Source organism: Faecalibacterium sp. I3-3-33 (assembly GCF_023347295.1).
In the GTDB taxonomy this organism is placed as follows: Bacteria; Bacillota; Clostridia; order Oscillospirales; family Ruminococcaceae; genus Faecalibacterium.
Map to the genome: position 1 here is coordinate 1,614,632 of NZ_CP094469.1, position 20,303 is coordinate 1,634,934.

18 protein-coding genes are annotated in these 20,303 nt (G+C 53.2%); 1 reads left to right on the top strand and 17 read right to left on the bottom strand.

The window, feature by feature from the left end; genetic code table 11:
- Window positions 1–21: 21 nt before the first annotated feature.
- The 9 genes from MTP39_RS07745 to MTP39_RS07785 all read right to left on the bottom strand — a co-directional run bounded on the left by MTP39_RS07745 (window position 22) and on the right by MTP39_RS07785 (window position 8,906).
- Window positions 22–327 carry an AzlD domain-containing protein gene (locus MTP39_RS07745; protein WP_249240067.1) on the bottom strand — a complete coding sequence of 102 codons (306 nt, stop codon included), beginning with the start codon at window positions 325–327 and terminating at the stop codon, window positions 22–24.
- The gene (locus MTP39_RS07750; protein ID WP_118657591.1) at window positions 317–1,093 is read right to left on the bottom strand and encodes an AzlC family ABC transporter permease; all 777 of its coding nucleotides are present in this window, start codon (window positions 1,091–1,093) and stop codon (window positions 317–319) included. The genes MTP39_RS07745 and MTP39_RS07750 overlap by 11 nt, the downstream gene beginning before the upstream one ends.
- 435 nt (window positions 1,094–1,528) lie before the next feature.
- A complete protein-coding gene (locus MTP39_RS07755) occupies window positions 1,529–4,084 on the bottom strand; it encodes a DUF262 domain-containing protein (RefSeq protein ID WP_249240068.1) in 2,556 nt (851 codons plus the stop codon).
- Window positions 4,085–4,351: 267 nt separating this feature from the next.
- Window positions 4,352–5,620 carry a plasmid recombination protein gene (locus tag MTP39_RS07760; RefSeq protein ID WP_249240069.1) on the bottom strand — a complete coding sequence of 423 codons (1,269 nt, stop codon included), beginning with the start codon at window positions 5,618–5,620 and terminating at the stop codon, window positions 4,352–4,354.
- 253 nt (window positions 5,621–5,873) lie between these two features.
- A complete protein-coding gene (locus MTP39_RS07765) occupies window positions 5,874–6,107 on the bottom strand; it encodes a complexin-2 (RefSeq protein ID WP_097778380.1) in 234 nt (77 codons plus the stop codon).
- Window positions 6,108–6,192: 85 nt separating this feature from the next.
- On the bottom strand, window positions 6,193–7,317 hold the full coding sequence (locus MTP39_RS07770; RefSeq protein ID WP_249240070.1) for an AAA family ATPase: 1,125 nt from the start codon (window positions 7,315–7,317) through the stop codon (window positions 6,193–6,195).
- A complete protein-coding gene (locus tag MTP39_RS07775) occupies window positions 7,314–7,643 on the bottom strand; it encodes a plasmid mobilization protein (protein WP_249240071.1) in 330 nt (109 codons plus the stop codon). The genes MTP39_RS07770 and MTP39_RS07775 overlap by 4 nt, the downstream gene beginning before the upstream one ends.
- Entirely contained in the window at window positions 7,640–8,716 is a 1,077-nt protein-coding gene (locus MTP39_RS07780) for a site-specific integrase (protein ID WP_249240072.1), read from the bottom strand. The genes MTP39_RS07775 and MTP39_RS07780 overlap by 4 nt, the downstream gene beginning before the upstream one ends.
- A gap of 4 nt (window positions 8,717–8,720) precedes the next feature.
- The gene (locus MTP39_RS07785) at window positions 8,721–8,906 is read right to left on the bottom strand and encodes a hypothetical protein (RefSeq protein WP_055184318.1); all 186 of its coding nucleotides are present in this window, start codon (window positions 8,904–8,906) and stop codon (window positions 8,721–8,723) included.
- A gap of 425 nt (window positions 8,907–9,331) precedes the next feature.
- On the opposite strand from MTP39_RS07785, the gene MTP39_RS07790 reads away from it, so the two are divergent.
- On the top strand, window positions 9,332–9,835 hold the full coding sequence (locus tag MTP39_RS07790; RefSeq protein ID WP_158401606.1) for a helix-turn-helix domain-containing protein: 504 nt from the start codon (window positions 9,332–9,334) through the stop codon (window positions 9,833–9,835).
- 157 nt (window positions 9,836–9,992) lie between these two features.
- Here MTP39_RS07790 and guaA read toward each other — a convergent pair whose 3' ends face one another.
- From guaA to murB, 8 genes are all read right to left on the bottom strand, one after another.
- Window positions 9,993–11,543, bottom strand: coding sequence for a glutamine-hydrolyzing GMP synthase (gene guaA, locus MTP39_RS07795; protein ID WP_044960590.1), 1,551 nt, complete (start codon window positions 11,541–11,543; stop codon window positions 9,993–9,995).
- A 92-nt stretch (window positions 11,544–11,635) separates the two neighbouring features.
- Entirely contained in the window at window positions 11,636–12,271 is a 636-nt protein-coding gene (locus MTP39_RS07800; protein ID WP_249240073.1) for a GyrI-like domain-containing protein, read from the bottom strand.
- Window positions 12,261–12,644, bottom strand: coding sequence for an MmcQ/YjbR family DNA-binding protein (locus MTP39_RS07805; RefSeq protein ID WP_249240074.1), 384 nt, complete (start codon window positions 12,642–12,644; stop codon window positions 12,261–12,263). The genes MTP39_RS07800 and MTP39_RS07805 overlap by 11 nt, the downstream gene beginning before the upstream one ends.
- A gap of 162 nt (window positions 12,645–12,806) precedes the next feature.
- A complete protein-coding gene (pfkA, locus tag MTP39_RS07810) occupies window positions 12,807–13,781 on the bottom strand; it encodes a 6-phosphofructokinase (RefSeq protein WP_005925738.1) in 975 nt (324 codons plus the stop codon).
- Between the two features lie 272 nt (window positions 13,782–14,053).
- Window positions 14,054–17,563, bottom strand: a complete 3,510-nt coding sequence (locus MTP39_RS07815; protein WP_249240075.1) for a DNA polymerase III subunit alpha — start codon at window positions 17,561–17,563, stop codon at window positions 14,054–14,056.
- Window positions 17,560–18,492, bottom strand: a complete 933-nt coding sequence (gene whiA, locus MTP39_RS07820) for a DNA-binding protein WhiA (protein WP_249240076.1) — start codon at window positions 18,490–18,492, stop codon at window positions 17,560–17,562. The genes MTP39_RS07815 and whiA overlap by 4 nt, the downstream gene beginning before the upstream one ends.
- A 16-nt stretch (window positions 18,493–18,508) precedes the next feature.
- A complete protein-coding gene (gene rapZ, locus MTP39_RS07825; protein WP_249240077.1) occupies window positions 18,509–19,372 on the bottom strand; it encodes an RNase adapter RapZ in 864 nt (287 codons plus the stop codon).
- A 31-nt stretch (window positions 19,373–19,403) separates the two neighbouring features.
- Window positions 19,404–20,300 carry a UDP-N-acetylmuramate dehydrogenase gene (gene murB / locus MTP39_RS07830; RefSeq protein ID WP_249240078.1) on the bottom strand — a complete coding sequence of 299 codons (897 nt, stop codon included), beginning with the start codon at window positions 20,298–20,300 and terminating at the stop codon, window positions 19,404–19,406.
- Window positions 20,301–20,303 lie beyond the last annotated feature (3 nt).

The window sequence follows — 20,303 nt, forward strand, 5'->3', positions numbered from 1 at the left end:
TTGTTCTCCTGCTATGAGGTCTCAGATAAAAAATTCCAGCACGAACACCACGGCACAGCAGCCTGCAGCCACCTGAAACAGGCTTGCGCCAAACCATGCGGCGGCAATGCCAACTACCAGTGCAACGGCACCCGCCACCGGGCTCTGCGTTGCCTGAATGATGGCCGGAAAGGTCATCACAGCCAGCGTTACATAGGGCACATAGTACAAAAATGACTGGATAAATCGGTTTTTGATTGGCTTGCGAATCAACGTCAGCGGCAGGATGCGGATAGCATAGGACACCAGCGCCATGACCGCAATATAGATATAATTGTTATGCGTCATCTTCGTTTTCCTCCTGCCTGACAGGGAACAGCACCGCTGCTGCGCCGGAGATCGCCACCGTTAAAAGAATGGTGCGAGTGCCCTCGGAGAGCGCCGAGATGCCCGGCAGATAGCTGCACAGAAAGCTCAGCGCAAAACTGATGACCACCAGCACCGCAACGATCCGATCTTTGCGAGCCGGCGGGATGATGATGGCCAAAAACATTCCGTACAACGCCACACTCAAGGCGCTGACTACCCGCAGCGGCAGTAGGTTACCCGCTATAATGCCCAGCGCTGTACCGGAAGCCCAAGCCGGTGCTGCCAGCAGGATAGCGCCATAGGTATAGTACGGGTTCAGGCTGCCCGGGCGGGCGATGGTAATGCCGAACAGTTCATCTGTAACATCGTAGCCGATGAGCAGCCGATGCCAGAAGGGCGTTTCCGGCGCAAAGCGCTGTGCCAGTGCGCAGCTCATTAGAAGATACCGCGCATTGGCAATCAGGGTGATGACTGCCACCTCAAAATAGGTGGCGTTTGCCATAATCAGCGCAAATGCGGCGTATTCTCCTGCGGAGGCATTGTTCAGAAGGCTGACGAGAAACCCCTGAAACGGCGTAAAGCCCGCCTTGCGGGCTGCGATGCCCAACGAAAACGATACCGCAAAGTAACCCAGCGCAATAGGCACACCATCCCGCATTCCGTCGCAGAACACCTTGCGGCTGAATTGATCCGCCCTTCCCGTTTGGACGAGCTGCGGCTCCAAAAGCCTCTGCTTCGATTCCATAGTTGATACTTCCCCTTTCCTATTTTGCAAACAGCAGATTCTATTATACTCCCCTGCGGGCAGAGAAGAAAGGGGTTTCGGGCTTTTTTTGTGTAAAATGCTACGGTCAAAATGCTTAGAGTTTGCGCTGATACAGGAGATGCTTTCAAAGTTACAGCTTATTTGATTGGGCCGGAAGATAAAAACACCCCGGGAGGTTTCGTTTTTGCGGAACCCTCCGGGGTGATGATGCTATTGGGTATTACTCGAGCTCGGTAAGTCTTAATTGTTACTAAGCAAATTTGTTTAGTTTATCTATCTTTGGATGTTCACTTTTCCATGAGATTGCCGTAGTAGATGTGGCTTGCTGATTTTTTAGTATCAGGATAGTATCACGCAACCAGCGGGATCTCTGTGATTATTATAACGTATTTACGTTCAGGATGCAACTGCCTTTTAGGAGTCCCATTTATCTTGAATCGTCATTTCAAACGCACGCACTTCTTCTAAGCATCGATATAAGTGATTCTTGATTTCCGACTTCGTACTATTCTCTGCCTGAGTAAATACAGATGATTTGAAGAATAATCTGTATCCCTGTGTCAACTTTCCTCCATCGGTTAGATTAGCCAACTTCTGGAATGCCGTTCGCATTTCGTCGGTAATGCCCTTACAGTAAAAATAAAGTTGTACATACAACTCATTTTTATCGCTCGTAATTTCATAGAAATAGTAATTGTTTGTCTTCCATGGACTTAGTATGTCTTCATTTGTCGGTATCACGCTATTCAAGAATGGGGTTGTAAAACGGACATATCTGCCTTCGCAATTCTTTATATCAAATACAATTTCACCTCTCTTGTCCCGTTCTTCGCACCACTCCTGTGCAATATTTTTCCAATTTATTCCATCCAATGCTGTGCTATTTGGCCGAGCACTGTAAACAAAGTCTTCTTCCAAATCAAGGTCATACTTCTTCAAAAGTGCCTTGATAAAACAGATGCAGTCATACGCAGAATATCCCGTGCTGATGTAAATATCGCTGTCATTTTTCAGCTTTACTGCATTCCGGATGGCGTCCTTATCGTAAGCAAATACCGGATTTTGCCACGCTGGAAACACTTCCAAATTTCGCGCCATACGATCAATAATGCTACTGTTTAAGTCGTACAGCTTACCAGCCACCGAACGAACCATAAAGGCAAAACTATCAGCACTGACCCTTTCACCTAGAAGCTCATAGTAGTTGACGAGCTTATAGGTCGCATTATGTGGGTCAGACACCGTGTACAGCCGATAGCGCGGATCAGAAAAATCAACCTTTGTTGTTGCCAACTCAATGGGAAAGAGTTTCAAAACCTCTTCAGATAGACGCTCTGCACGAGATTCCATTGTCTGCGCATTCCACTCTGTTTTGTTCTTTACATCACCATAAAGGACGGTAACATGAGTATTTTCCTCTGCAAGCTTATCAAGTTTCTCTGCAAACGGCAGATCACCTAGTTCACTGTTATAACCTGTCAGCGTTAAATTACCCAATGTATGCAGATATCGTTCTCGCACTAACTCCCAATCCGTACCGAGCATTCTCTGCCATGCAGTCGATAGATTCTTGTTCTGCGGCATGATATGCTCGATGGTCAAAGCATCTGTCTTGATTTGCTCTTTACCCTGATTTTCGATTGCCACAAGCAAATACTTACACAGCGCGTTCTTCCGATAAAGATTACGTTCTTTCAGTGCTGCCACGAACTCTGCATCGCTGGGCATCACATCCTTAGATGTCAGCTGAAGTAGGAAAGACACGATGGAATCATAGTAGTTGTTCTTATTTTCCGGGCGATTGAACACCCGTCCGTAAAGGGTCTTATACAAGCCACGCAGCGAGTTTGAACCTACTTCGCAAATCAAGCGGCGGATACTGTAATTCAGGAGCAACCGAAGAACTTTGCAGAGTGTTTCATCATCGATTACACCAGCATCGAAGTCATCAAACACACTGAACAGGAACAGATACACCGTAGTCTGTTTCAGGGTCTGCAAACTTCTCAGCAAATGGTTTACTGTACTGCTGAACCGTTTTTCATCGCCATAATAGAAAGCATGATATTGCTGGACATAGTGGTAAATCTCTTCCAGCATAGATTCATTGGTATACTGCCCACGTGCATAGAGAGCCTTAAACTCATCGTAGGCCGTACTCTCCTTAGCAAATCCATCCATTTTGAAATTCAGATAGTCAAGGAAGAATCCCTCCAACTGATCTTTGGACAGCATCTGCTCTGCTTTAAGCCAGTAATCCTCATATAAACGATCTTGGTCTGTATCTGTCATCAAAACAAAGTTTCGGATTTTATCCGACAAACTTAGCGGAACGCCTGTAGAATTGATTCGTTCAAAAATTTCCTGTGCATTATCGTCATCATCATCCAGCTTAATCTCTGCGCAGGTCAAATGTTCAAGACCATCGTAGATATTGCCAACCCCCATGTCCGGGTTATCATTTAAAAATTCCTGAATCAAATCGCAAAACAGCTCATAGTTCCGATAAATGCCACTCGTCCTATCCATCTGTTCAGCATGATCTTCCATCAACAGCATGAGTTGATTATTATCGCTTTTTATTGGCTTTAGCTTTAGTTTGCTAGAATCATCAATATTGTATCTTTTGAATTTGTCAACATTGAATAGAACTTCCGCCAACGATTTCTTTTCCTCATCTGTAACAGCTTTATCTATCAGTGCTTTTATCAGAATATAAATTGTTGTCAGTCGCTGCTGACCATCAATAACAACATAGTAGTTGATTTTCTTTTCGCTCTTCAAAGGCGCATATACAACCGATCCGCAAAAATGTCTACGATCTCTTTTATGCGCAGTTACTACATCGACAAACAGTTTCCTACACTGTTCAGCTGACCATTCATAGTTGCGTTGGTAAACAGGAATTGCATATTGGCACTTATTCGGTTCGATAAAGTCATTTATAATTCGACCTTCTTCAATTTTCACGCCGCAGTCCATCTCCCATCATTTTTTCTGATTATACCAAATATGCTTTTTTCTTTCAATCTTTCCTGTTCAAAAGCTCCAACCATTAAGTTTTTCTTAATGATTCCCATCACCAAACTCAAACCATCTGGAAACCCCAGATAGTTGACAGACCGCCCAAGTTATTAAGCAACGCTTAACAACTGCCCTGAACTCTTCGGATTTTCCGAAAAGTTGCCCCTATATGTACAGCCCCCGCCAGCATCCGCTGGCGGGGATCTGCTATGCTTACAGCTCTATGCTGTTCTGCCTGTTCTTCTTCTGGCTCCTATCTGTGGTCTGCTCCTGCTCCCTCATAAGACCAATGACCTGTTGCATCTTCTCGGCACCGAAATAGTTCCACACTCGCCTGAAATCGCGTTTCATCGCATAGAACTGAGAGTTTTCAGCCTCCACTTCTTTCAGCCGCTGGCTTAGATGATGGGTGGCCTTCTTCTCGTCCTGATAGAAGTGCAGATACTTATCCCGCTCATCCTTAACCTCCCAGTACTTCCGATGAAGGGCAAAGAGTACCTTCACCAACTTCTGGATCAGCGGCATGGCCTTCTCCTCCCGATAGCTCTTGGCGGTCTCAAATGTGGCTGCTTCTGGCACCCATTCTTCTGGCCGCTGGGAGTATTGCGCTGACAGGTTTTCCAAACCTTCCATAATGGGAGCCAGCTTGTTCAGCTTCTGGCTCTGCTTCTGGTAGGTCAGCTCTGCTTTCTGTACCCGCTGTTCAGCGGCTTCTACGGCTGTCTGCGCTGTTTCCAGCTGTTCCTGCATCTCGGTCAGGTCGGTCTGGCACTCCTGCTTGGCAGCTTCCAGAGCCGCTACCTCTTTACTACGCTCCTGCTTTTTGAAGTCCAGCACAGACAGGTGCTCTTCGTGGGTGCCTTTCTGTTCCCACTCGATGCCGTGCCGCTCCATCACGGCGGCAAGCTGCTCTTTCTCGGCGTTGATCCACTGGTTCAGCTCGGATTCCCGTTTAGAACCGCCTGCAAAGCCCAAGGCTTTCAGCGCCTGCTTCAGGGACACCTTGGTGTCCAGTCCTTTGCCCTTCCAGCCGGACACATACGGCACGAAGTCGATGTGCAGATGGGGCGTAGCTTCGTCCATGTGGAGGAAAGCCCCGAACACCCGCAGTGTCGGGTTCCGCTCTTGGAAGCCCTGCATATACTCGTCCAACAGTTCCTTTGCCAGTGCGCCATTCTCGGTCAGGACACCCATATCATCTTTGTTGCCGATCTGGACGATCAGCTCATGGAAAAGCTTTTCCTGCTTGCCTGTCCGCAGGTGCTCATAGCAGTCGGTGATACAGCGGTCCTTGTGCTTCTGCTTGGCATTGTAACGCTTCACTGCCTCGTCAAACAGTTCGTGGTACACCTTCTGAATCGGCTCATCCCGGTACACGACATTCAGGCTGCTGCGCTTCGGGTCTACGTTTTCAGCGGTGAAACTTCTCCGGTTATGGTTGAGGGAGCCGGGACCCCGCATTACTGAAATGGTTCTTTTCAATCGCACGTCCTTTCTCTGTGGAAGTAACTGGTGCCGGACACGGCAAAGGCTTTGTTACTTTCGTCGAAAGTAACGCAAAAGCACTTTTGACAGACGTTCCGTCCATCAAAAGATGCCTTTGCGCCCTGCCGGGGGCCTCCGTCTGCGGACGGGGTTTCGCTGCATCTTGCCGCTGCCCGGTCCAACACCACCTTCCTGCGTGATTGCATTCACAGGAGCGTGACACGCTCCTGTCCTCTGCCAATAGAGAAACTCACCAGCGGAAGCTTTCTGGCACGCCTCGCCGGTCCAGATACTCCTGCCGAGCCTGCTCCCGCTGTTCCTCGGTAGGTGCTGTCTTGTACTGGGCATACAGCTCATGCCGCAGCATCGCATCCAGTTTTTGCTCCAAACCCTGTTCAATAACTTCTTCGTACTCATTTTCGCCGCTCAAATGATAATGCAGCAAGGCGACGAAAAGTTCTTGTGAAATTTGCACATTTTTCATCATTATCACCATTCCGTGTCGGTTGTGTCGATTGTGACGGTATTTTACATAGTAGCAAAAATACCGTCACAACCGTCACGAATCGTCACGCCCCAGAATTTTCCAGCATCAATTTGACCACTCTGCCCTCATGGGTGCGCCTGCTTTCGTACCGAATTCCATGGTCGTTGTAGAGCCTGTCGGCACTCACATTCAGCTTCCGGGTCAGGATGTTTGCCTGTATGCTCACACCCGGCAGATGTTCCAGCAGTTCCGTGGGCGCACCGCTCCACTCCGGCTGTTCCGGGGTGAGCATCTTTGCCACCGCTTCCAGAAGCGGGTCGGGCGGCAGCTTCCAGAGTTCCGTTTCGGCTCCCTGAAACTCCCAGACGCAGCGTTCCCGGTTGAATTCCAACGTCAGCTCCTGATCCGGCTGGTCACGCCCCACGATGTCCAGTAGTGCGGTGTTGTCCGTGCGCCGCTTCTTCTGCATGATGAACGCGCCATCCGCTGCACCCAACAGACCGTTGGTGCCGGAGATCATATCGAAGCTGTCCTCAGCTTCCATCTTCCGGGTGTGATGAACCACCAGCAGGCAGATGCCGTACCTGTCGCTGAAACTTTTCAGTTTGGTCACGATCTCGTAGTCGCTGGCGTAACTGTATCGTTCACCGCCGATCTCCCGCACCTTCTGCAGGGTATCGATAATGATGAGCCGCACATCCGGGTGCTCCCGGATGAAGCCTTCCAGCTGCTGGTCGAGCCCTTCGCTTACGGACTTGGCCTGTGTTGCGAAGTAGAGATTTCTGGTCTCCTCCACCCCGAACATCCGGGAGAGCCGCCGCTGCAACCGGGCGTAATCGTCTTCCAAGGCCAGATAGAGGACTGTTCCCTGATGCACCTCGTACTCCCACAGCGGAAGCCCCATCGCCACATGGTAGGCAAGCTGCCCCATGAAGAAGGACTTACCCACCTTGGGCGCACCTACGAAGAGGTAGGTGCCGCTGTACAGCAGGTCGTTCACGATGGGTCTCCGGGGTGGATACACCGTGTCGTACAGTTCGGTCATTGATACCGTGTTCAGCCCGAAATTGTTTGACTTTTTCGCGGCTTGCAGATTGATTTGCTTGTCCGAATTTGTTATAATATTGGTGTTGATTTTTGAGGACGACTGTACCGCATCTGCGCCAACAGATGCACCTGGTACGGTCGTTTTTCTATTGTCCGTCATTCGCATTCCTCCTTAAGTCCGTTCAACGTCAGAGCCACCATTTGCAGGGTCTCCAGCAAGTCCGGCGGGACTTCTTCATCCACGGCCAGCCGCTGCAATTCCTGATAGATCAGCTTCATCTGGCCTCGTAGGGCTTTGTAGACCCTTGGGTTGCCTACCACGGTGATCTCCCGGTCAGTCAGGCGGCGGATGATATACTCCTGTTTGGTCAACCCGGAGAGCTTTACTTTGGCTTCCAGAACCTCGTCCTCTTCCGGGGACATTCGGAAGGCCACCACCTTGTTCCGCCAGCGGCCTTGCTGGTCGAGTACTCGTTCCATCTTCATCCTTCCTTTCGTTCCATGTCCAGCTTCTGCGCCATCCCCTGTTGCTTTGAGGGGAAGAGGTGGGCGTACTTATAGGTGATGTCCACGCTCTCATGCCCCACCCGGTCTGCAATTGCCAGAGCCGAGAAGCCCATCTCGATCAGCAGCGATACATGGGAGTGCCGCAGGTCGTGGATTCGGATGCGCTTCACCCCGGCTTCCTTGGCTCCCCTGTCCATCTCGTGGTGCAGGTAGCTCTTGGTCACCTCAAAGATCCGCTGGTCTGGCTGAACTTTGTAGAGGGATTTCAGATAGTCTCTGATCTCGTCCGTCAGAAACTGTGGCATCTGGATGACACGGACACTCTTGGGTGTTTTCGGGTCGGTGATCACATCCCGGCCTTTCAGCCTTTGATAGGATTTGGTGATGGAGAGCAGCCCCTTGTCCAAGTCGAAGTCTGCCGGAGTCAGAGCCAGCAGCTCGCCCTCCCGAATGCCACACCAGTAGAGCACTTCAAACGCATAGTAGGATTGCGGCTTGTCCATCATGACTTCTGCGAATTTGAGGTACTCTTCTTTTGTCCAGAAGAGCATTTCCTTGTGCTTTTCCGACCCCATGCACCCGGCTGTGGCTGCTGCGTTTGATTTCAGCCCGTAGAACCGGACGGCGTGATTCAGGATGGCACTGAGTTGTCCATGCAGCGTCTTGAGGTATGTCGGCGAGTAGGCCTTGCCGTTTTTGTCCCGGTAGTTCAGCATCTCGTTCTGCCATGCGATCACATCCCGTGGCTTTATCTCGCTGAGCCGCTTTTCTTTGAAATACGGTAAGATTTTCGTTCGGATGATGTGCTCTTTGGTAGACCAGGTGTTTTCCCGGAGTCGCTTTTTCTTGTCCGTGATATAAATTTCCACGAACGCTTCAAAGGTCATGGTCAGGTCTGCAGCCTGCTGAAGAAGGAACTCCCGCTCCCACGCCAAAGCGTCCTTCTTGGTGGCAAACCCCCGTTTCAGCTTCTTCTGCTTCATACCTTGCCAGTTCTCGAAGTAGAAGGAAGCGTACCATGTGCCCTGCCGGCTGTCCTTGTAGGCTGGCATCCTATCACTCCTCTCCTGCCCCGTAGATCTTCTCCTGATAGTACCTCCTGCTTACCCGGCCTCCTACGGTCGTGTAGCCTTTGGCCTTCAGTTCCTCGTTCCACTGGGCAATCATCTTGTACGCCAGACCCTGGGAGATGTCCAGTTCCTTTGCCAGCTCGTCTGCCTTGATAAAAATGCTGTTTGCCATTTTTTGTCCTTTCCTTGTCGGTTTCGTTTCGGTGCCGCTTCATCCTCGCTGACTTCCGGCAGGCATATCCCCTTTGCGGTGCTGTGCCGTCCCCTTGTGGAGCGCTCGCTTCCTTTCGGAAGGTCTTGGCGGTTTGGATCAGTTTGGCGGTCATTCAATTTTGCTAAGCATTTTTGCTTATCTTTTTGTGCTCTCATTATACTAAACACATTCCGTTAAGTCAAGAGACTTTCAGGTAAAATCTTAAACTTTTTTGTTTATTCTCTATTGCACCTCCTGTTTTTCTGTGCTATACTATACTTAACAAAAATGTTTATCGCAAGGTTAAAGCACCTTACGACAAAACCAACCTATTTGCGATATGCAGTCCAACGGTGTTGTCAACGAATCAAAAGTTGGACTGCAATAAGTCAGGAGGCAATCGCATGGCAGTCGGTGACCGCATCAAACGTGCCCGCAACCTCCGAGGTATGACCCAGAAAGAACTGGGCATTGCCATCGGGTTTGAGGAGAAAAGCGCAGACATCCGCATCGCACAATACGAAAGCAACACCCGCACTCCTAAAGAAGAGTTGCTCCGCAAGATTGCGGAGGTGCTGGATGTGAACTACCGTTCCCTCTATGAGCCGACCCTGTACGCCGCAGAGGATGTGATGTACACTCTGTTCGAGCTGGACGAGCACTATCCCGGCACCCGGCTCTACGAGGTCATAGACACCACCGACCCAGATTTCCCGGAAAAGCACATGGCAGTCAGCTTCCGCTATCGTCTGCTGGATGATTTCTTAAAGGAGTGGCAGCTCCGTAAGAAGCAGCTCCGGGAGGGCGAGATCACCAAAGAAGAGTATCTGGAATGGAAGCTCAACTGGCCCCAGACCGCTGATGGCTGCGGCCGGTACGAGCCGAAGAAAAAGTGGCGTAAAGAATAAAAGACACAAAAATGCCCTCTGAAAAACTTACCGTTTCTCAGAGGGCATTCTCATGTCTCTCTTTATGAATAATCGCCTGATAGTATCAAAACAGTATCAGAAAGCCTTTCAGTTCTCAAAATATTGCGTTTCATCAATACTTTTCAGGGTTTGCAGATTACTCGAGCTCAATCGTTGCAGGCGGCTTACCGGTGCAATCGTAGAACACGCGGTTGACGTGCTTGACCTCGTTGACGATGCGGCTGGTGACAGTGCCCAGAACATCCCACGGCATATCGTAGCTTTCTGCGGTCATGAAGTCCGTGGTGGTCACGGCGCGCAGCGCAACGGCGTAATCGTAGGTGCGCTCATCACCCATAACGCCAACGCTGTGCATATTGGTCAAAGCTGCGTAATACTGGCTGATTTCCTTATCCAGACCGGCCTTGGCGATCTCCTCACGCCAGATGGCGTCAGCGTCCTGCACGATAGTGACCTTCTCGGGGGTCACCTCGCCGATGATGCGGATGCCCAGACCGGGGCCGGGGAACGGCTGACGGCTGACCAGATACTCGGGCAGACCCAGTTCGCGGCCGGCCTGACGGACCTCGTCCTTGAACAGGTTGCGCAGAGGCTCCACCAGTTCCTTGAAGTCCACGGTATCGGGCAGACCGCCCACGTTGTGGTGGCTCTTGATGACGGTGGACTCTCCGCCCAGACCACTCTCCACCACGTCGGGGTAGATGGTGCCCTGTGCAAGGAAGTCCACCTTTCCGATCTTCTTGGCCTCTTCCTCGAACACGCGGATGAACTCTTCGCCGATGATCTTGCGCTTGCGCTCCGGCTCAGTGACGCCCTTCAGCTTGCTGAAGTAGCGGTCGCGGGCATCCACACAGATGAAGTTGATGTCGAAGCCGTTGGCATTGCCCGGGCCAAAGACAGAGCAGACCTCTTCCTTTTCGTTCTTACGTAACAGGCCGTGATCCACGAACACGCAGGTCAGCTGCTTGCCGATGGCCTTAGCCAGCATGGCGGCCAGTACGGAGGAATCCACGCCGCCGGACAGGGCGCACAGCACCTTGCCCTCGCCGATGCGCTCACGCAGAGCCTTGACGTTGTTCTCAACAAAGGAATCCATCTTCCAGTCGCCGGAGCAGCCGCAGACGTTGTACACGAAGTTGCGCAGCATCTTCTTGCCCTCGGCGGTGTGCAGAACCTCCGGGTGGAACTGTACGGCGTACAGACCCTTTTCGGCGTTTTCAACGGCTGCCACAGGGCAGTTTGCGGTATGGGCAGTGATCTGGAAGCCGGGAGCTGCCTGCTCAATGTAGTCGTTGTGGCTCATCCAGCAGATAGTAGAGGGCTGCACATCGGTGAACAGCTTGCTCTCGGTGTTCACGAACACCTCGGTCTTGCCGTACTCACGCTCGGGAGCGCGGCAGACATGACCGCCCAGCAGGTGCATCATCAGCTGGCTGCCGTAGCAGATGCCCAGCACAGGCACACCCCAACTGAAGATCTCGGGGTCGATGGTGGGAGAGTCCTCCAGATAAACGCTGTTGGGGCCGCCGGTGAAGATGATGCCCTTTGGATTCTTGGCCTTGATGACCGAAAGATCGGTTTTATAGGAATAGATCTCGCAGTAGACATTATTTTCTCGGACGCGGCGGGCAATCAGCTGATTGTACTGTCCGCCAAAGTCCAGCACGATGACAGTTTCATGCTGCATGATGTTTTCCTCCATTTTAAAATGTGTTTTACAGATAAATTTAGTATAGCACATCTTACAACAAAAAGCGACAGTTTTTGTGAAGTTTTCTGTTATTCTATTTTGCGGATCGGATGTCGCAGCACGGTTTTCAGCTTCTCCGGTGCGGTGCGGCGCGGGTCGCCCAGATAGATCTCGTGATGGAAGCGCGTGTCTGAAAAATCCGGGCAATATCCCTGCTCCGCTGCAAACGCATCCAGCTGCCGCAGGGTCTCCGGTTCGGTGTCATAGGAGCCGATGTGCATACATTGTACGCACAGGCCTTCATCGTAGGTGAAAAATTCCACCTTAGAAAAGTCTTTTTTCTTTTTGGTTGTTGCCTCCTGCACTGCCCAGTCAAATTCGGCACGGGTGACAAATTCCGGCAGACGGATCATGGAGGTCCAGATAAAGGTCTCCTTGTTGGAAAAATCCACACCCTCTGCCCCGGGCTGATGCCACAGCCCTTCCAGCGGCGGAACGACATATTCAAAATAGCCGTCCATCTTATGGCTGCCCTTGTAGCTCATTTTAATGGTAAATGCAATGCCGTACAGAAGCTCCAGCGCTGCCTTGTATTCCCCTGCCGGGTCGTTGGGGTCGCCTTTGCCCTGTACCGCCACAAAATTCATCGCAGGGACGGTGATGATCTGCGGTTTCTTCGGTGGGAGATAGAACTCTTTATATTCTTTCTTATAATCAAATGGCATCCTTCTTTTCTCCTTCCAGCAGCGCACGCTGCTTCTTTTTGCTGAAGCCTCCCAGCACCAGCCGATAAGATTTTTCCAGCATCTCCCGCAGCAGTGCATCCGGCACGTTTCCATCTGCTTTTACGGAGTTCCAATGCACCTTATTCATATAGTAGCCCGGAATGATATCCTCATACTGTCGGCGCAAAAAATCACCCTCGGCGGGGTCCAGCTTGCAGGTGATATACACCGGCTTTCCTGTGGCATCATCCAGACAGACGGCTGCAAACATTTTGCCGCCGATGTGATATCTTATCCAGTTCCACTCTGCCTGTAAGTCTTTGGTAACACCAGGCTTTTGCAGAAGCTCCGAGTCGATCCAGCTGTATTTCATGGCGGCACCTCCGTTTTTCTCAGTATAACTTATTTGGAGATGTTTGTAAACAAAAAGTTGTTAATTATTACTCGTAATACGTCACATCTGAAAAAATGGCAGTAAAAAAGAGCCATCCACTCAGAAAAACCGAACGGATAGCTCTTGTATTTGACGTTAAAATCAGATGGAAATGGTGTTGCACACATCCACCAGCACGGGGTCAAGGCTCTTGGTCATCTCCAAAGCCTCGTCCACGGGGTAGTCCACCAGCTTCTCGCCCTTCATGCCGACGATGCGGTTATACTTGCCCTGCTCCAGCAGGCAGACGGCCTGATAGCCCATGGCAGAAGCATTCACGCGATCGCGCAGGGTGGGAGAACCACCGCGCTGCACATGACCCAGAATGGTTGCGCGGGAATCGATACCGGTGCGGGCCTGAATCTCGTTAGCGATCTCCTGTGCATGACCCACGCCCTCGGCCACAATGATGATAAAGTGACGCTTGCCGGTCTTCTGAGTCTCCGCGATCTTATCCAGAATGTCGCGCTGCATATCGAATTCCTTCTCGGGCAGCAGCACAGCCATAGCGCCGGAGGCGATGGCCACGTTCAGAGCAATGTAACCGGCGTTGCGGCCCATGACCTCGACCACACTGCAGCGGTCGTGGCTCTGGGTGGTGTCGCGCAGCTTGTCGATCATTTCCAGCGCGGTGTTCATGGCAGTATCGTAGCCGATGGTGTAATCGGTGCAGCCGATATCGTTATCAATGGTACCGGGCAGGCCGATCATGGGGATGCCACGGTGTGCCAGTGCGCGGGCACCGCGGTAGGAGCCGTCGCCGCCGATAACGACCAGCGCGTCAATGCCCAGCTCGCGGCACTTTTCAGCGCCCTTATCCTGACCTTCCTTGGTCTTGAACTCCAGGCAGCGTGCCGTATACAGAATGGTGCCGCCAGCAGAGATGATGTTAGAAACGCTGCGCAGGTTCATTTCAAAGCACTCGCCGTTCAGCAGGCCGTTATAGCCGCGCTGAATGCCGATCATACGGAAGCCCTTATGCAGGCCGGTGCGTACCACAGCGCGCACAGCAGCGTTCATGCCGGGAGCATCACCACCGCTTGTAAGCACGCCAATCGTTTTGATTTGCTTTTCCATACGAGAGATTCCCTCCAATTTACAGTTCAGTTCTTCATTTACCCTTTTGCCTGTACCCTCTTCTTCCAGAAACAGGCCAGTTGCTTTGCAACAGCTTTGATTCGCCTTTAATGATTATAGCACACCATCCAGACAAATTTCAATAGGGTTTTGAGACTTTATGCAATTCCATGCAGTGTAAAATAGTAGCGATATATCGTGTTATTTTCGCGCTTCGTGCCACTTGGAAAATTTAAAATCGTCCCATGCGGTGCCATTCGTGCACAAATATGTTATTTTGTTGCAACGTTTTCTGCGCCCAGCAGCCGCTCCAGCTCTTTGAAGAAGAGCGGATGGCCGGAAGTGTACAGTCGGCGCGGTGCAGCCAACTTCTGCTTGGTATCCTCCAGATACAGGATCACCGGGATATCACCATCAAAGATTTCCAGCAGGTTCACCACCTTATCGTACTGGGGACAGTTGCGGGACGGCAGACGGATAAACACCCGCCGGGCAGCTGTTTTGACAGGATCCGGGCGGCCTTTATCCAAGCGGGTCGGGTCGTAGCTGTCAATGGGCAGAATGCTGTCTGCCAGCAGCTTGGAGGCTTCATCCTCCCGCACGGAAAGCCGACCGTCGATGACCACAACAGCGTTTTCCTGAATGGCATCCCGGAACCTGTCCAGCACCTTGGGGAACACGATCACCTCCATGGTGCCGGTCAGATCCTCCACGCTGGTAAAGGCCATCATGCTGTTGGATTTGGTCGTCATCATGCGGTTTCTGACCACCGCACACACGATGCGCACCTTCTCACCGTCCTGCACATGGGCATCCTCGCCGGTGAGGTCTTTGATAGTATGGGAACCGATGTGGGCAGACTTTTCCCGGTAAGCGTCCAGCGGATGGCCGGACAGATACAGACCGCTGACCTCTTTTTCCTGCTGCAGCAGCTCGGCAGGGGTGTACTCTGCCAAGGGGCGGATCTCGTAGACGTCCGCCTGCGGACTTTCCTGCACTTCCCCGCTCATCACGGAGAACAGATCCAGCTGCCCCTCCAGATTGCGGCGGGAGTCGGTCTCGATGCTCTTAAGGATGCCCTCTACCGCTTCCACCATGCTGTGGCGGTTAGAGCCGAAGCAGTCAAAGGCACCGGCTTTGATCAGGCTTTCCACCGAGCGTCGGTTCAGCTCGCTGCCGTGCATTCGCTTGCAGAAATCGTAAAGGCTGGTGTAGGGCTTTTCCCTGCGCTCGGTGACTGCGTTCTCGATGAGGTTGCGGCCTACGTTTTTCACGGCGTTCAACCCAAAACGGATCTGTCCGTTATCATCGGCGGTAAAGCCTCCGTTGGAGATGTTCACATCCGGCGGCAGGACTTTGATGCCCAGACGGGCGCACTCGCCGGAATACTCAATGATCTTATCTGTATTATCCAGCACACTGGTCAGCAATGCCGCCATAAACTGGCTGGGGTAATGGCACTTGAGATAAGCCGTCTGGAATGCCACATAGGCGTAGCAGGCTGCATGGCTCTTGTTGAAGGCGTAGGACGCAAAGCTGGACATCTCGTCATAGATCTGGTTTGCCACCTGCTCCGGGATGCCGTTGGCTACGCAGCCCGGGCATTCGTGGCCGGGCTCGGTGCAGCCGTGCACAAAATGCTCCCGCTCTGCCTCCATGACGGCGTGCTTCTTTTTGCTCATGGCGCGGCGGACGTTATCTGCCTGCCCGAAGGAGAAACCCGCCAGTTCCCGGAAAATCTGCATGACCTGCTCCTGATAGACGATGCAACCGTTGGTCACATCCAGAATGTGCGCCAGCTGCGGGGTCTTGTAGCTGATCTTATCCGGCTCGTGGCGGTTGCGCAGATAGGTGGGAATGGAATCCATGGGGCCCGGGCGGTACAGGCTGATCAGAGCAATGACATCTTCAAGGTTCTGGGGCTGCAAGCCCACAAGCACCTGCTTCATGCCGGAGGATTCCAGCTGGAACACGCCCTCGGTATCGCCCTGACCCAGCATTTTATAGGTATCCGGATCGTCATAATCCAGCTTGCGGATGGAGAACTCCGGGTGCTGCTTTTGCACCGCCACCTCTGCGTCCCGGATAACAGTCAGGGTGCGCAGACCCAGAAAGTCCATCTTCAAAAGACCCAGTTCCTCGATTTCGGTCATGTTGAACTGGGTCACCGGCAGGCCGTCGTTGGTGGCAAGCGGCAGATAATAATCCGTAGGCTCCGGCGTGATGACCACGCCCGCCGCGTGGGTAGAGGCGTGCCGGGGCATTCCCTCCACCTTTAATGCGGTGTCGATGAGTTCCGTCACCTGCGGGTCGGTGTCATAAAGTTTTTTCAGTTCGCTGGAAACCTCCAACGCCCGCTTCAGGGTCATTTTCAGTTCCATGGGCACAAGCTTTGCTACCACATCCACCTGCTGGTACGGGATGCCCATCACGCGGCCCACATCCCGGATGGCGTTGCGGGCAGCCATAGTACCAAAGGTGACGATCTGCGCCACATGGTCCGCACCGTATTTGCGGTTGACGTAGTCGATGACCTCCTGTCGGCGTTCGTAGCAGAAGTCCACATCGAAATCCGGCATACTGACGCGCTCGGGATTCAAAAAGCGCTCGAAGATCAGGTTGTAGCGGATGGGGTCGATATCCGTGATGCCTACGCAGTAGGCGGCAATACTGCCCGCACCGGAGCCGCGTCCCGGCCCCACCGGGATACCCTGACTTTTTGCAAAATTGATGTAGTCCCACACGATGAGGTAATAGTTGGTATACCCCATGGTCTTGACCACGCCGATCTCGTATTTCAGGCGGTCGATGTTGGCCTGCGGCACGTCCGGGCCATAGCGGCGCTCCAAGCCGTCCCAACAGAGCTTTTCAAAGTAGGCCTGATTGTCCATGCCGTCCGGGGCCTTGTAATAAGGGATCTTGGTGTGGCCGAACTCAAAGTCAAAATTGCACTGCTCTGCAATTTTTGCCGTGTTGGCGCAGGCCTCCGGTACCATGGAGAACAGCTCGTACATCTCGTCGGTGGTCTTGACGTAGAATTCATCGGTCTGGAACTCCATGCGGTCGGCGTCCTGAATGGTCTTGCCGGTCTGGATGCACAGCAGGATGCTCTGCATCTTGGCGTCCTCTTTGCGCAGATAATGAGCGTCGTTGGTGGCTACCATGGGGATGCCGGTCTCGCGCGAAAGCTTGATGAGCTGCGGCAGAACGGTGGTATCTTCTTTCAAGCCGTGATCCTGCAATTCGATGTAGTAGTTCTCTGCACCGAACAGGTCCCGGTACCACAGCGCAGTCGCCTTTGCGCGCTCGTAGTCCCCTGCCAGAACGGCCTGCGGGATCTCGCCCGCAAGACAGGCCGAAAGGCAGATAAGCCCCTCGTGGTATTGCTCCAAAAGCTGCTTATCCACGCGGGGCTTGGAGTAAAAGCCCTCCACAAAACCGGCAGAGACCATTTTGATCAGGTTCTTATAACCGGTCTCGTTTTTGCACAGCAGAATCAGGTGGTTGTTGCCGTCGATCTTATTTACCTTATCAAAGCGGGTGCGGGTAGCAACATACACCTCACAGCCGATGATGGGCTTGATGCCCGCCTTTTTAGCAGCTTTATAAAACTGCACACAGCCGTACATTACGCCGTGGTCGGTGCAGGCAATGGCGGTCTGTCCGCACTCCTTCACCCGTTCCATCAGCTGATCGATGCGGCAGGCGCCGTCCAGAAGGCTGTATTCCGTATGGATATGCAAATGGGCAAAGGGACGGGTATTTGCGGTGGGCTCACTCATTGTACTGCCTCCTGTCCCTCCTGCTGGCGCTGGCGCAGATTTTCTGCCAATGCCTCCAGTTTTTTCATCCGGTGCGATAAGCCGGATTTGCTCACAGCCGGGTCAAAGCAGCCGCACAGCGCAGTAAGCGAAAGATCCGGGTATTGCAATCGTTTGGCTGCCGCCTGCTGCAATACCTCCGGCAAAGTCTCCAGTGCGTGCTGCTCCTGCAAATAGCGGATGGCTTTCAATGTCTGGGCATTTGCCCGCGCGGTTTTACCAAGGTTTGCGGTATCGCAGTTGGTCTGCCGATTGGTCTGATTGCGCACCTGCTTGAACGCCTTGAGCACGCTAATTTGCGTTGCGGCATCCGCAGCGCCCATAAAGCGGAGTAGCCGCTCCACGTTGGCACCGGTCTTGACGTAGATCAGGTTCACACCGTTGCGGCGGGTGCGGTGGGGCGCAAACTCGTGCTCGGCCAGCAGCGCTTCAAAATCCCGGGCGAGGTTCGTCCGGGAGGTGAGAAATTCCAGATTATATTCCTTTTGCGGGTCGGTGACCGTGCCGCTGCACAAAAAAGCCATGGCAATATAGGCGCTGACGCAGGTCTGGCAGCGGATGAGCCCGGGGTCGATCTGCAAGCTGGTCTCCCTGCCGGTAGTGCCGAACAGCTCATGCAGGCGGGTGACCTGTTCCACATCGCGGATATTGAACTCATACAGCACACCGCTGGCGCGGGGCTTTTCCAGGATCTCGCCCCGGATGCCGCAGCGGGCAAACAACTGCTGCGCCAGCTGCACCGTATGGGGCTGCTCGGTTTGCAGCACAAGGCCGCGGGCATCAAAGTATTTGGCAAAGCAGGCAATGCCATAGGCCGCTGCACGCACACAGCATTCCTTGGTGGGGCTGCGCTGCGCGATCTCCTCCCGCGCACTGGATGCAAAACTCATAGTATTTCCTCTGTTTTCAGCGCACGGCATCCCGGTGCTGCATCCCGGGCTCGTAACCCAGAGAGGTGCAGTATTCCGCAAGTTTGCGTGCGAATGTGATGGAGCGGTGCTTGCCGCCCGTGCAGCCCACCGCGATGGTCAACTGGCTTTTGCCCTCCTTGACATAGAGCGGCAGGGCGTACTGCAAAAAGTTCTCGTACCGGTGCAGCAGCTCCTGTGCTTCGGGGTGGCTCATGACAAAATCCACCACCTCCTGATCCAGCCCGGTTTTGTGCTTCAGTTCCGGCACATAGAAAGGGTTGGGCAGGCAGCGCACATCCAGCACAAGGTCTGCTTCCGGCGGCAGGCCAAACTTGAACCCGAAGGACATGATGGTAAGCTGCATGGCGTTTTTTGCCCCGCCGTTTTTCATGAACAAATCGCAGATGCGCTCTTTGTTCTGAGAGGTGGAGAGCAGCCCGGTGTTGATGGTATAGTCCGCACGCTCTTTTAAAGGCTGTAAGATCTGCCGCTCCTTTAAAAAGGCATCCCGGGTAGAGACGCCCTCTGCAATGCTGATAGGGTGGCGGCGGCGGGTCTCGCTGTAACGGCGCATCAGTACATCGTCCGGTGCATCCAGAAACAGGATCTTATAGGGTGTTTTCTGCTCGTCCAGCTGCTGCAGGGCAGCTTCGATCTGCTCTCTGCTGCGGCAGCCGCGCACATCCATGGAAAGCGCCACCCGCTCCAGCTGGTTGTCGCCCGCCTTGGAAAACGCCGTAATGCTGGGCAGCAGCCCCGCCGGGACGTTATCGATGCAGAAATATCCGATATCCTCCAGCGCATTCATAGCCACAGACTTTCCCGCGCCGGAAAGTCCGCTGACGATCAACAGTTCCATCTGTGTTCCACACTCCCTCTATTCCCGCAGTTCAGCGGACTACGCGGATCTCTTTTTCCAGATCGTAGCCGGTCTTTTCTTTTACGATGGTGCGCACTTCCTCGCACAGTGCCAGCACGTCTGCGCAGGTTGCGCCGCCAAGGTTCACCACAAAGCCGCAGTGTTTCTCACTGACGGCGGCACCGCCGTGCCGGTAGCCCCGCAGACCGCACTGGTCGATGAGAGCCGCAGCAAAAGCGCCCACCGGGCGCTTGAAGGTGCTGCCTGCGCTGGGCTTATCCAGCGGCTGCTTGTCCAGCCGCTTCGCCATCAGTTCGTCCATTTTAGCGCGGATGGCTTCCAGTTCGCCCGGGGTCAGGGTAAACTGCGCCGAGAGGATGCAACCGCCGTTTTCTTCAAAAATGCTGTGGCGGTAGCGCAGGTCAAGTTCTGCTGCCGCTGCCTCTTTTATTTCGCCCTCGGCGGTGAGGTACTGCACCGTGGTCAGCACGTCCTTCATCTCGCCGCCGTAGGCACCGGCATTCATGTAGACCGCACCGCCCACCGTACCGGGGATGCCATAAGCAAATTCCAGTCCGGTCAGGCCGTGTTCCAGCGCCGTTTTGCACAGCGCCGAGAGCCGCACGCCCGCCCCGGCGGTGAGTTGTGTTCCGTGCACCTGCACAGCGTCCTGCATAGAAGAAATATCCAGCACTGCGCCATTGTAGCCCTCGTCGGCAAACAGGATATTGCTGCCGTTGCCCAGCAGATAATGCCGGACGCCCTGCGCCTTGCACAGGGCAACGGCGCGGCAAAGCTGTGCCCGATCTGCCGGCTGCACGAACAGCCGCGCCGGGCCGCCGATTTTAAAGGTACAATGCGCTGCCAGCGGCTCGTTTTCTTTATAAGCAATGCCTGCTGCAGTCAGCAGCTGCTTGAGTTGTTCCATAGG